Annotated in this window: 9 protein-coding genes; 6 read left to right on the forward strand and 3 right to left on the reverse strand. The window is 63.1% G+C overall.

What is annotated here, in order from left to right:
- Window positions 1-54 precede the first annotated feature (54 nt).
- Both OB03_RS00625 and OB03_RS00630 read left to right on the forward strand, forming a co-directional pair.
- Window positions 55-1,458: a helix-turn-helix domain-containing protein gene (locus tag OB03_RS00625; RefSeq protein WP_242914368.1), complete on the forward strand. Its 1,404-nt coding sequence runs from the start codon at window positions 55-57 to the stop codon at window positions 1,456-1,458.
- 221 nt (window positions 1,459-1,679) lie between these two features.
- A complete protein-coding gene (locus OB03_RS00630) occupies window positions 1,680-3,896 on the forward strand; it encodes a TonB-dependent receptor (protein WP_461342867.1) in 2,217 nt (738 codons plus the stop codon).
- A 32-nt stretch (window positions 3,897-3,928) separates the two neighbouring features.
- Here the strand turns inward: OB03_RS00630 and OB03_RS00635 are convergent, their stop codons facing one another.
- Window positions 3,929-4,339 (reverse strand): SHOCT domain-containing protein, encoded by a 411-nt coding sequence (locus tag OB03_RS00635; RefSeq protein WP_461342868.1) that lies wholly within the window; start codon window positions 4,337-4,339, stop codon window positions 3,929-3,931.
- Between the two features lie 197 nt (window positions 4,340-4,536).
- Between OB03_RS00635 and OB03_RS00640 the strand changes: the two genes are divergently transcribed.
- The 4 genes from OB03_RS00640 to OB03_RS00655 are packed head-to-tail and all read left to right on the forward strand — an operon-like array spanning window position 4,537 to window position 10,569.
- Window positions 4,537-7,041 (forward strand): ABC transporter substrate-binding protein, encoded by a 2,505-nt coding sequence (locus tag OB03_RS00640; RefSeq protein ID WP_461342869.1) that lies wholly within the window; start codon window positions 4,537-4,539, stop codon window positions 7,039-7,041.
- Complete coding sequence (locus OB03_RS00645) at window positions 7,041-7,862, forward strand: ABC transporter permease (protein WP_461342870.1); 822 nt, start codon at window positions 7,041-7,043, stop codon at window positions 7,860-7,862. Before OB03_RS00640 ends, OB03_RS00645 begins: the two co-directional genes overlap by 1 nt.
- A 2-nt stretch (window positions 7,863-7,864) precedes the next feature.
- Window positions 7,865-9,463 (forward strand): dipeptide ABC transporter ATP-binding protein, encoded by a 1,599-nt coding sequence (locus OB03_RS00650; RefSeq protein ID WP_461342871.1) that lies wholly within the window; start codon window positions 7,865-7,867, stop codon window positions 9,461-9,463.
- Window positions 9,460-10,569, forward strand: coding sequence for a P1 family peptidase (locus tag OB03_RS00655; protein WP_242914374.1), 1,110 nt, complete (start codon window positions 9,460-9,462; stop codon window positions 10,567-10,569). Before OB03_RS00650 ends, OB03_RS00655 begins: the two co-directional genes overlap by 4 nt.
- Here OB03_RS00655 and OB03_RS00660 read toward each other — a convergent pair.
- Together OB03_RS00660 and OB03_RS00665 are read right to left on the reverse strand one after the other, a co-directional pair.
- Window positions 10,558-11,787, reverse strand: a complete 1,230-nt coding sequence (locus OB03_RS00660; RefSeq protein WP_461342872.1) for an efflux RND transporter periplasmic adaptor subunit — start codon at window positions 11,785-11,787, stop codon at window positions 10,558-10,560. The genes OB03_RS00655 and OB03_RS00660 overlap by 12 nt on opposite strands.
- Before the next feature lie 17 nt (window positions 11,788-11,804).
- Complete coding sequence (locus tag OB03_RS00665) at window positions 11,805-13,178, reverse strand: TolC family protein (RefSeq protein ID WP_461342873.1); 1,374 nt, start codon at window positions 13,176-13,178, stop codon at window positions 11,805-11,807.
- Window positions 13,179-13,197: the final 19 nt, after the last annotated feature.

Genomic DNA, 13,197 nt, shown 5'->3' on the forward strand with positions numbered 1-13,197 from the left:
TGCGGAACTGTGTGAGTTTGCCAAGGGTTCAGGGGTGTTTTGCGAAGTTGCAAAATGGGCGAAAAACTATTTCTCGGTAACAAGGTTCGTAAACTGCGCGAGGCCAAGGGCTGGACTCTGGACCATTGCGCGTCGCGTCTGGCGCTGTCGCCTTCCTACCTTTCGCAGATCGAGACGAACCAGCGACCGGCCACGGCGCGGGTGCTGATTTCCCTGACCCGTGCCTTTGACGTGGATGCCAGTATTTTCGATCTGGAGGGTGATGCCCGCCTGATCGCCGACCTGCGCGAAGCGGTGAGCGACGTCGCCGGATCAGGCGAAGTGCCGACTCCAGCCGAACTGAAACACGCCGTGACCAATGCGCCGCGTCTGGCGCGTCAGTTCCTGAGCCTGCACCAAAACTATCGTCGCCTTGATGACCGGCTGAAAACCCTGAACGAGACGCTGGGCCGCGACGAGAAACAGGTCTCGGCTCCTGTCCTCCCCTATGAGGCGGTGCGCGACTTCTTCCACTATCGCGACAACTATATCGACACGCTGGATCAGGCCGCAGAGCAATTGGCCGAAAGGCTGGCCATCGGTGCCAGCAACCACCCGGAACGCCTTTTGGAACATGCCCTTGGCGATCTGTGCGGGGTACGTGTGGCCTATGGAGAGGGGTTGATGCGGCGGTATGATCCGCAGGCGCGTATCCTCTATATCGACCCTGCCCTGCCCGCCGCGACGCGCAGTTTCCAGATGGCACACCAACTGGCGCTGTTGGTCTTTACCGACACCATCGAGGACGAACTCGTTCGCGCCAATTTCGAGACGCCCGCTGCGACCGATGTGTGCCGCGTTGGATTGGCCAACTATGCGGCGGGGGCGATCCTGATGCCCTATCGTCGCTTCCTCGATAGCGCCCGCGAACTGCGTCACGACGTCGATCTGATGCGCCAACGCTTCCACACCAGCTTCGAACAGGTGTGCCAGCGACTGTCCACGCTACAGCGCCCCGGTTGGCGCGGCGTGCCCTTCTATTTCGCCCGCGTGGACATGGCAGGCAACATCACCAAACGCCACAGCGCGACCCGCTTCCAGTTCGCCCGTTTCGGCGGGGCCTGTCCGTTGTGGAACGTGCATGAAGCCTTCAGTTCGCCCGACCGCATTCTGGTGAACCTGTCGGAAATGCCGGACGGCGCGAAATACATCTGCATCGCCAAAAGCGTGTCCAAACCGGGCGGATCGTACCTTGAGCCTGACCGTCGCTATGCGCTGGGCCTCGGCTGCGAAATCGAACACGCCGACCAACTCGTCTATGCCGCAGGGCTTGACCTCAAGGGCCCGCCGACGCGGATGGGCGTTTCCTGCCGCATCTGCGAACGCACCGACTGCCAGCAGCGGGCCTTCCCGCCGATCGACCGCACGCTCCACGTTCCGCCGCACCAGCGCGGCGTCATTCCCTATGCACTGGGCTAATAGCAAAGTTAGCGAATTCTTGGATTGACGTGCGGCTGTTTTGCACCGCAATGTCCGGTTGTGCATTGCGAATACTGACATTTGTGTCAATGATGGATCGAGCGCGGTCCATCCCGTCCGTTAGAAGCCGATCCAATCCCTTCATTCGGCCCTGATGGCTCCGCGCGCAGCGTTGCGCGCCCGACCTCCATCGTGCCTGCGTGCAATTTTTCGAGACGCCCATGACCAAGGCCTTTCTTGCCTCGACCGCCAGCCTGATCGCCCTCGCCTTCAGCGGGGTCGCCCATGCCGAAGAGGTTGCGCTGGATGATCCGCAAGCCACCCGCGTGGGGGACATCGTCGTCACCGCCCAGCGCCGCGAACAGGCCAGTCAGGACGTCGGCGTCTCGCTCAGCATCATCGGCGGCCAGACGCTGGACGAACGTGCCATCAGCGTCGTCAACGACCTCGAAAACGCCGTGCCGAATATGGAGGTCGACAGCCAGTTCGGCGGCGGCCAGCCCCAGTTCCGCATCCGTGGCATTGGCGCGCGTGAATATTCGTCCAACAATGCCTCCACCGTCGGCGTCTATGTCGATGAAGTCGCCCATCCCTATACGGTGACAACGCAGGGCGCTCTGTTCGACGTGGCCCGCATGGAGGTTCTGCGCGGCCCGCAAGGCACGCTCTATGGTCGCAACACCACCGGCGGCGCAGTGAACGTCATTACCAACGCCCCGACCTACTATCTGACCGGCGGTTTCAACGCCGAATACGGCAGCTATGACCGCTATAAGGTCGAGGGCTTTGTCTCTGGCCCGATCACCGAAAAGTTGCTGGGTCGCCTCGCCGCTACCACCGAACAGGGCGGCGCATGGCAGTATCACCGTGACACGGGCGAAGCCTTGGGCGAAGCCGATAAGCTGGCCATCCGTGGCCGCCTGACGTGGGATGCGACGGACAACACCACGGTCGATCTGTCCGCCACATGGCAACAGGACAACTCCGACGGCCTCGGCTTCCGCCTGCTGGGCCCGTACCGCGTGGCCGATGGCTCGATCACCTATCCGGCGGATACCGCATGGCGCATTACCGCCTGGCAGATCGCGCCGGACATGGCCGCCGTCGCAGGCCTTGGCCTCGATGCCAAGCCGCAACGCGACAACGATGGTTTTGACCTGTCGCTGCGTATCAAGTCCGACCTCGGGTTTGCCGACCTGACCTCGATCAGCGCCTATCAGACCTTCGAGCGCAACGAATACAATGACTGGGACGGCACCCGCTTTGCCGAGTCCGACGTCTATTTCTACAACGAGATCGAAGTCCTCTCGCAGGAACTGCGCCTGTCCTCCAACATCGGCGGGCCCGTGCAATGGATGGTGGGTGCCCACTATGCCAATGAGAGCAATGACGGCGGTTTCTACACCCGCTTCCGTAGCATCGCGGGCCTCATCAACACCGCCTATGCGCAGGACGTCGAAGCCTTGGGCCTGTTCACCCACAACAGCTGGCAGGTGACGGACCGCCTGAACCTGATCGCGGGCCTGCGTTGGGAAACCGAAGAGCGCACCTTGCTAAGCGCCGGCACCGTGACGGCGCCTGCCCTGCCGCCTGCGCCGACGCTTTACGAGACCGATCTGTCGGAGTTCTCGGGCCGCCTCGGTCTGGAATACGACCTGACCGACAGCGCCATGCTCTATGCCAGCGTTTCGCGCGGCGTGAAGTCGGGCGGTTTCACCACCTATAACGCGACTTCGGCGACGCCCTTTAAGCCGGAAACCGTCATCGCCTATGAGGCTGGTATCAAGTCGGACCTGTGGGGCAACCGCCTGCGTCTGAACGGTGCGGTCTTCTATTACGACTATCAGGACCAGCAGGTTCAGGGGTTGGAATACGACCGTATCAATGGTCGTCTTGGCAAGATCACCAATGTGCCGGAATCCAGCATCTATGGCGGCGAGATCGAGCTGACGTGGGTGCCGGTCGATGGCCTAAGCATTACCCAAAACCTCGGCTACAAGTCCGGCAAATACGAAAAGTATGACGCCATCGACGGCACCGCGACCGACGCCGCCAATCCGGTGGACGGCCCGTGGGACATCATCATCACCAATGACCGCTCGGGCGAACGCCTCGGCTTTCCCAAGCTGAACTATGGCGGTCAGGTCGCCTACGACTGGATGTTCAAAGGCTGGAACCTGCGCGCCGAGACCAACTACAACTACCGCGACGAGCTTTACTCCGTCACCGCATCCTCGATCATCGACGACTACTGGCTGTTCAACGCCAACCTGACCGCAGGCCCGTCAGACGCCAACTGGCGCGTCTCGCTGTGGTCGCGCAACCTGTTCGACACCTATTACGAAGAAACCCGCAACGGCTTCAACTCCTCCTCCCGCCCCACCACCAGCCCCCGTCAAGGCCGCACCGTGGGCGTGAGGTTGAGCGTGGATTTTTAAATGGAAAGGGCGGCCTTGGCGGGCCGCCTTTTTTACTTTTGCACACCTGCATCTGTCGCAGTAGGACGCAAAAGCTCTTTTCTAGCATTCTCGTACTCTTGGGTACTGATCAGCCCCTTCTCCAAAAGAACGGCCCATTTTTGTAACTCATCAGCAGTTGATACGCCTGCTTGTACGGCAAACGTCGGACGCGTTGCCTGCTTACGCTCTCCAAACACTTTAACTGCACCTGAAGCCTTAGTTCCAACGTTTTGAATATACTTAAAAACAATATATATAGCGCTCACAGCAAAAATGGCAGCACCGGTAAAAAATATGATACCAAATATAATAGATCCTAAACCGTCTACTATACCGTAAATCAAATAATGAATCCCTGCATACGCATATGACAGCGCAATAACAATAATACCTAAATATATTCCAATAAATTTTCTAAACAATGCACAATCCCCCCTTAGCCCATTTACGATTTGCTATAAACAATCAAGATTATATTTCCATTAACATTCTTTCAATCGATGCAAAGAAGGGTATCCTACACGCGCTAAATAGGGCGTACACTTCCAAAATTTACACGACTAATCAGTCCAGTAAGGTCCGCTTGGCATTTTTCAATGCAAAATCTGGCGTTGTGCGCGTGGCCAGGGCATTGGCGGCGGCGCTGGTTGTGCTGGTTGCGCCTGTTGCCGTGGCCGACACTCCGCAGAGCCGTATCATCATCGGCGTGCCGCTGGAGCCACCGCATCTGGACCCGACCACGGGCGCGGCGGCAGCGATTGATGAGATCGTCTATGCCAATGTGTTCGAGGGGCTAACGCGCCTGACGCCCAATGGCACGGTTGCGCCTGCGTTGGCGGAAAGCTGGAGTGTGTCGCCTGACGGCCTGTCATGGACCTTCCGCCTGCACCCCGATGTGAAGTTTAGCGACGGTAGCCCTTTCAACGCCGCCACCGTGCGCTTCTCGCTGATGCGCATCGTGGCCGACGGTTCGACCAATGCGCAGAAGGCCCTGTTTGCGCCCATCCGCGCCGTGGATGTGGTGGATGAGCACACCGTCGCCATCCACCTGTCGCGACCGATGGCCAACCTGCCCTATCTGCTGGCTTGGGGCGATGCGGCTATGGTGTCACCCGCCAGCGCAGCCACCAACGGCACCGCCCCTGTCGGCACCGGCCCCTATCGCCTTGCCCGCTGGCAGCGTGGGGGCGAGTTGGAGCTGGCCCGCCGCGAAGACTACTGGGGCCGCGCCCCGCGCACCGACCGTGTGGTGTTTCGCTTTATCGGTGATCCCGCTGCTGCGTTTGCAGCCATTCGCGCAGGCGATGTGGATGCCTTCCCCAACTATCCGGCACCAGAGACTGTGGGCGAACTGAAGCGCAATCCGGCGCTGCGCGTCACACAAGGGCTGTCCGAGGGCAAGGTCATCATGGCGATGAACAACGCCCGCGCGCCGTTCAACGACATCCGCGTGCGCCGCGCCCTGTCCTATGCCATCGACCACCAAAAGATCATCGACGGGGCCATGTTCGGTTTCGGCCAGCCGATCGGCAGCCATTATTCGCGACAAGCCGACGGCTATGTCGACCTGACCGCCGTTTATCCACACGATGTGGAAAAAGCCCGCCAACTGCTCACTGATGCAGGCTATCCCAACGGGCTGGATGTGACCCTGCGTATCCCGCCGCGCCCTTACGCCATCCGCAGCGCCGAGGTTCTGGTCAGCCAGTTGGCGCAGGTCGGTGTGCGCGTCAAAGTCGAGACACTTGAGTGGGCGCAGTGGCTCGATCAGGTATTCGGCCGCAAGCAGTTCGACCTGACCATCGTCGAGCACGTCGAGCCGATGGACTATGACATCTATGGCCGCAAGGACTACTATTTCGGCTATGACAGCGCGGCGTTCGACGCCCTACTGGCACAGGTGAACGCAGCAACGGACGAGGCCACGCGAAGTGCTCGTCTGGGTGATCTGCAACGGCTGATCGCCGACGATGCCGTCAATGTGTTCCTGTTCCAGTCCTCGCGCGTCAGCGTCGCCAAGACGGGCGTCCACGGCCTGTGGATAAACGCGCCCATCGCCGCCAATGACATGACGGGCGTGTGGCTGGATGGTGCGAGTTCGGCCGCTTCTACGAGTGCCAGTAATCGCCTGCCGTGGGGCTGGTTAGGCTTTGCCGCGCTTATCGCCCTGCTCGCATTCTCCACCTATCGGCTGGGTGCAGCTTGGACGGCCAAGAAATTGTTCGGACATGCCCTGACATTGCTGGCCGCTTCGGTGGTCATCTTCGGTCTTCTGCAAGTTCTGCCCGGTGACCCTGCCGCATATATGATGGGCTTAAACGCCAGCCCCGAAGCCATCGCCACCCTCCGCGAGCAACTGGGCCTCGATGGCGGCGTGGTCGTGCGTTACTTCGCGTGGATCGGCGGCCTCTTGCGCGGTGATTTCGGCACCAGCTACACCTATCAAACTCCCGTCAGCGACCTGATTGCCGAGCGCCTCGCCGTGTCGCTTCCGCTGGCCATCGCGGCGCTGGTCCTGTCGGTGGTGGTTGCCATTCCCATCGGTGTGCTGGCCGCCCGTCATCGCGGAAAGCTGCTGGACGGTGGGCTGATCGCGGTGATGCAAACCGGCATTGCCATCCCGAACTTCTGGCTGGGCCTGCTGCTCATCCTGCTCTTTGCCGTCACCCTAGGCTGGTTTCCGGCGGGCGGGTATAGCGGCTGGACCTCGCTCATCCTGCCCGCCCTCGCTCTGGCCGCCCCGCAAGCGGCCATTCTGGCGCGCGTGCTGCGCACGGCCCTGCTCGACACCATGAACGACGACTACGTCCGCACCGCCCGCGCCAAGGGCCTGTCGCGCAATGCCGCCCTGATGCGCCATGCCCTGCCCAATGCGTGGATTCCGGTGCTGACGGTGCTGGGTCTGCAAGCGCCCTTCCTTCTGGCGGGCGGCGTGGTGATCGAAAACGTCTTTTCCCTGCCGGGCCTTGGCCGACTGGCCTTCCAAGCCGTCAGCCAGCGTGACCTGATCGTGGTCCAGGGCGTGGTGATGGTTCTGGTGGCCGTAGTCGTTCTGGTCAGCCTGATCGTGGACATCGCCTATGCCGTCGCCGACCCGCGCCAACGCAGCGGAGGCCGCTCATAATGGCTCGCCTCCGTCCCTTATCTTTGAAAATCGGCCTTGGCCTGACGCTGACCGTCTGCGCGATTACCCTGCTGGCGCTGATCTGGACGCCTGCCGATCCACTGGCACAGGACCTTTCGCAGCGCTTGCTCGCGCCCTCCCTCGCTCATCCGTTTGGCACGGATGCATTGGGTCGCGATGTGCTCTCGCTCGTCATGGCCGCCGCCGCCAACAGCCTGTGGGTCGCGGGCAGCGCCGTCGCGCTGGGCCTGTTCCTCGGCGTGCCGCTGGGCCTCTGGGCCGCAGCCCGTTCCGGCTGGCGCGATGATGTCGTCATGCGTGGCGGAGACTTGATCTTCGCCTTCCCGTCCCTGCTGACCGCCGTCATGCTGGCCGCCGCGACAGGACCAAGCGCCTTCAACGCCGCACTGGCGCTCGGCGTATTCAACATCCCCGTCTTTATGCGCGTTGTTCGTGGCGCGGGGCGAGGTCTGTGGCAGCGCGACTATGTCACCGCTGCGCGTGCGGCCGGACGGGGCACCGTCTCCATCTCCATCCAGCACATCCTGCCGCATCTGCTCGGTCTGCTGGCTGTCCAAGCCGCCGTGCAGTTCTCGGTTGGTGTCGCCGCAGAAGCGGGCCTCTCCTACCTCGGCCTTGCCGCACAGCCACCCGCGCCCAGCTGGGGCCGGATGCTGGCCGAGAGCCAGACCCTGATCGGCACCGCGCCGTGGCTGGCCATCTTCCCCGGCCTTGCCATCTTCGTCACCGTTCTGGTGCTCAGCCTGACGGGCGACGGTTTGCGCGACCGCCTCGATCCGCGCCTGAAGCGGGAGGTGTGAGGATGCCGCTTCTGGATATCCGCAACCTGTCGCTGACGCTGGATGGCACGGCTCTGCTGCAAGACATCAGCCTGTCGGTTGATGCGGGCGAGGTCGTCGCCCTCGTTGGCGAAAGCGGCTCGGGCAAGTCGCTGACGGCCATGAGTATCCTCGGGTTACAGCCTGATGGAGCCGAACGTTCCGGCCAAATCCTGCTGGACGACCAGGACCTGATCCCGCTGTCCGACACCGCCATGCAAAAGGTGCGCGGTGCCAAGATCGGCATGGTGTTCCAGGAGCCGCTGACGGCGCTGAACCCCGTTATGACCATCGGCGATCAGGTGGCCGAGACGGTACGCATCCACACCGGCTGCTCGCGCAAGGATGGCCTCGCCGCCGCCCGCAAGGCATTGGATGCGGCAGGTCTACCCGCCCCGCGTTTCGGCCTCAGCCTCTATCCGCACCAGCTATCGGGTGGCCAGCGCCAGCGCGTCGCCATCGCCATGGCAACCGCGCTAAAGCCGCGCCTGCTGATCGCCGACGAGGCCACCAGCGCGCTCGATCCCGTCAATCAGGCCAAGGTGCTGGACCTGCTGTGCGGCATGGCGCGCGAGCGTGGCATGGGTCTGCTGCTGATCCTGCACGATCTGGCCGTGGCACAAGAACGCGCCGACCGCGTGGTGCTGATCCGTGGTGGCCAGTGGGTCGAGACGGTCCCCGCTCACAACCTGCCCCGTGCCTTCGCCAGCGAATACGGCCAAGGACTGATCCGCGACGCCGTCCATGCGCCGGATCATGGGCCAAGCACACCCACCGATGTGCTCGTCGTCGCCGAGGCCATCGACGTTACCCGCCTCTATGACGGCCCGCGTCGTCTGTTCGCAAAATCCCCGTCCGTTCGCGCCGTCGATGGCGTAACCTTGAGCATCCGGAAGGGCGAACGCGTCGGCCTGATCGGCGAAAGCGGCTGTGGCAAGTCCACCCTGCTGCGCGCCCTGATCGGGCTGGAGCCAATACAAGGCGGACAGGTTCTGCTGAACAGTCAGAACTGGGCCACCGCCCCCACCGCCCAAAAGAAGGCCATGCGCCGCCGCGTGCAGCCCGTGTTTCAAGATCCGGGGGCCAGCCTTGATCCGCGCTGGACCGTGGCCCGCTCTCTGGCCGAGCCACTGCACCTGCTGGAAACACCGCTCAGCCCGACCGAAGCCAACGCCCGCATTGCCGAGGTGCTGGAACAGGTCGGCCTGCCCGCGACCTTTGCCACCCGCCTGCCGCACCAAATGTCGGGCGGCCAGAAACAGCGCGTCGCACTGGCCCGCGCCATCATCACCAAACCCGACCTGATCGTCATGGACGAGGCCGTCTCGGCGCTCGACGTGACGGTGCGCGCCCGCATCCTAGACCTGCTAGCCGATCTGTCGGCGCGGCTCGATATCGCCCTGCTGTTCGTCAGCCACGATCTGGAGGTCGTGCGCCGCCTGACCGAACGGGTCGTCGTCATGGAGGCGGGCAAGATCGTCGAGCAAGGCCCGAGCGAAACAGTTCTTGCACATCCCGCTCATCCCGCCACACAAAGGCTGGTCGCCGCAACGCCGCGCCTGATTACGGAGCCGACCGCATGAACCGCCGCACTGTCCTCGGCAGCGCCCTGATCGGAGCCGCTGCCGCGACCGCCAGCACTGCCTCCGCAAAAGCCGCGAAGCCCAAGGGCAAGACCGGCCCGCGCAACCTGATTACCGATGTGGCGGGCATCAAGATCGGTCAGGCACAGGACGCGAACGCCCGCACCGGCGTGACCGTCATCCTGTGCGAAAAGCCCGCCGTCGCCGCCGTCGATGTGCGCGGCGGTGGCCCCGCGGGCCGCGAAACGGATGTACTGAAAGCCGAAAATCTGGTGCAGGAGGTGGATGCCATCGTCCTGTCGGGTGGCTCGGTTTACGGCCTTGCCTCGGCGGACGGCATTGCCGCATGGATGGGTATGCGCGGTCGTGGCTATGGCATGGGCGGAGGAGCGGGCGTGCCACCCTCGCCCATCGTGCCCGCCGCCTGCCTCTATGACCTCGCCAATGGCGGCGACAAACAGTGGGGCATGGACCCGCCCTATCGCCAATTGGCCGTTGAAGCACTGGAGGGCGCAGGTGATGCTTTCGCCCTCGGCACCGCAGGCGCAGGCTACGGCGCACAGGCGGGTGGACTGAAGGGCGGCATCGGCTCGGCCTCTGCTGTAACCTCTGATGGCTGGACCGTCGGGGCCATCGCCGCGGTCAACAGCGTCGGCTCGGTCATCGCGCCGGACAGCAAACAGTTCTGGGCCGCGCCTTTCGAGATTGACGGCGAGTTCGGCGCCCTCGGCACCGCCGACCTGTCCGCCGCGCACGAGGACTGGGGTAGCGCCAAATTCAATCCGCGCCCGCGCGAGAACACCACCATCGCCTGCGTAGCCACCGACGTCGCGCTCAGCCGCGTGGAGTGCCAACGCCTTGCCATCATGGCGCAGGACGGCCTGTCCCGCGCCATTCGCCCCGCCCATGCGCCGTTCGATGGCGATACGGTCTTTGTCCTGTCCACAGGCAAGATCACCATCGACGATCCGGCCCAGCGCAACATCGCTGTCAGTCGCCTCGGCAATATCGCCGCCGACGTGCTGGCCCGCGCCATCGCCCGCGGCGTCTATGAAGCCACCGCCTATGACGGCAGCGCGACGGGCACTTGGAAATCACCGGGCTGACGGTACGCCAAGGGGCCAGATGACCGTGTCCCCGACCTGTAGTCCCGAAAGAACTTCTGCCCGATCGGGCCCAACACGGCCCAATGTGATTTGACGCGTCTCGACCTTGCCATCGCCTTTGCGCAGCTGCACCTGAGGCCCGCCGTTCACCAAGGCGGCGACAGGCACTGATATGGCCTTGGGCTTTTCATAAAGCTTCAGACTGACACTTGCGGTCATACCGATGCGCACCAGCGCCGCGTCCTCGGGCGACAAGCTTTCAAGGCGAACACGCGCCGCAAACTGGGTCTTATCCGAGGACGCGCTGTCAGCCTCGCCCGCAACGCCGATCAAACGTCCGGGCAAAGTACGGCCCGCAAATCCGGGGCCCGTAACCGTGGCAGGCGTGCCTATCTCCAGCAAAGCCAGATCAGCTTCGTCGATCTTGAACAGGACATCCAAACCATCCAGCGCGGCGATGACGCCCAAACTCTGACCGGTGTTCAGCTTGCCGCCGACCTTGGGTCCATTGTCCTGCCCCATGCCACCGGACTGAACGCGCACCATCACGCCTGAACGGGGAGCCGTGATAATCGCACCTGCACCGGCTGTTGCCTCCTGCAGTCGGGTCGCCGCCAGCCCGCTCTGGATTTGGGTCACGCGCCGCTCTACACCCACTCCGCGCGCGCGGGTGGCGTCCAGTTCCTCTTCGGCGACAGTCACGCCCTGCATCGCTTGTCGGAGGGCGCTTTCCAGACTTTCCATCTCGGTGCGGGCAATGAGCCCCCGCGCGAACAGGCGCGCCCCTTCATCACGACGGCTGTTGGCATCTTCCAGCAGTTGGCGCGCAGCCTCTACCCCGCGCTCGGCCCGACGAACCTCGGGCCCGCTGGACCAACTCGCCATTTTCTGGGCCGTGTCCTGAGCCTGCAAATAGGCAATCTGCGCTTCGGCACCCTTGCGCCAGACATCGGTGGGGTTCAGTTGGAACAAGACCTGCCCCGCCTCGACGCGATCCCCAAAGTTAAAGCCGATCTCCAGAACGGTGGCGTCGGTCGGCGACAAGACCTCGACCTGCTCCCCTGGTGCAATCCGGCCGGAAAAGGACTGCTGGATCACAAAGGGTTCCTCGACGACGCGATAGGTCGCCATCGGCCCGTCAACCGCCGCCTTGTCGTCGGAGCGGCTGAACGCCAGCAGCATCAGGCCCACCAACAATGCCGCGGCGACTGCTAACAACCACTTGGGGCGACGCCTTAGTGTTCCAAGGAAATTTGCCATGTTTCCAGCGTCCTACCTAACTGTTGATCCAAGGCGGTAATCGCGTTCGCATAGGCGATGCGGGCAGACAGAGCCTGTGCATCCGCACTGCGCAGGGTGGATTGAAGGGTTAGCACCTCGAAATTGCTGGCCCGCCCGGCCTGCAGCCGCTCGTTGTGAAGTTCAAGGCTCCGCGCGGCCAACTCCTTGGCGCGCAAGGCCGCCTCCAACTGACGCCAGCGCGACCCCACCTCTGCTACCGCATCGCGGACAGAGCGCTCGATACGCTCCAGATTCCCCTCGTAGCGAAGGCGCGCGCTATGGACCAGCGCCTTTGCAGCCATGACGTTGCGTCGCCCCGAAAAGTCGCCGATCGGCACATTCAACTGGATACCGACAGAGTGGGATGACAGGTCGCCAGCAATACCGTCGGTCGTAAAGCGATCAAACCCAGCGACCACCGAGACATCCCAAAGCCGTCCATTGCGGGCCAGCCGCTCGCCCATCTCGACCTGCTCCAGACCTATCTGCTGCGCGCGGATATCGCGGCGGTTCGCCATGGCTGTACGCACTGCCGCATCTGGATCGATATCCAGCGCCTCGACTTCAACCGCATCGATGGCGCGGATCGGCGTGTTGGGATCAAGCGCCAACAAGGTCAGCAGTTGGGCCCGCGATGCCGTAAGCGCCCGCTCCGTCTCCAACAAGCTTACCTCTTGATTGGCGACGTCGGACTGGGTCTGGACAATGTCGGCCGCCGCCATCCTTCCAGCGTCGATCAGGAACTGGTTGACCTCCAGAAGCTGGCGACTGCGCTCCAGCGCCATTCGCGACAGCTCAAGCCGCTCCTGCGTCTGGATAAGATTGCGATACGCATAGGTGATCTGGTCGATCAAATCGACGACGGCGGTTTCTTCCTGAAGTTGGGCCAGTTCGGCCCCGATGTGGGCCTGTCGCAAGGGGGCCGTGTTCACGTCCCATCTGGCACCACGCAGCAAGGGTTGTCTGGCATTCACAGCAAACCCCGTGCTGGCGGCCCGGCGCCCGTCCAGGGGTTCGTACCGGCTCCACCCCATCGAAACGGAGGTGCCGACCGGACTGGTCCAGTTAACGCTGGGCGAGATGCTCAGTTCTCCGGTCACGGGTCTGCCGTCTGTCTTGCGCTGCACAGCCGAGACCGCCACGCCGCCGCTCGGCCAGTAAGACCGGTGGGCGAGGAACAGATCGAAGCGGTCGATTACGCGCATCATCCGTAACGAACGCAGGTCCCTATTGTCACGCAGACCCAGCGCGACTGCCTCTTCCAGCGTCAGATCCAGCGTCGCCCCTGCCCGCGCCGAGACGTCGGGCGGCACAGGTTGAGCGTACACATGAGGCGGGCAACACAAC

Source organism: Brevundimonas sp. GN22, assembly GCF_054824005.1.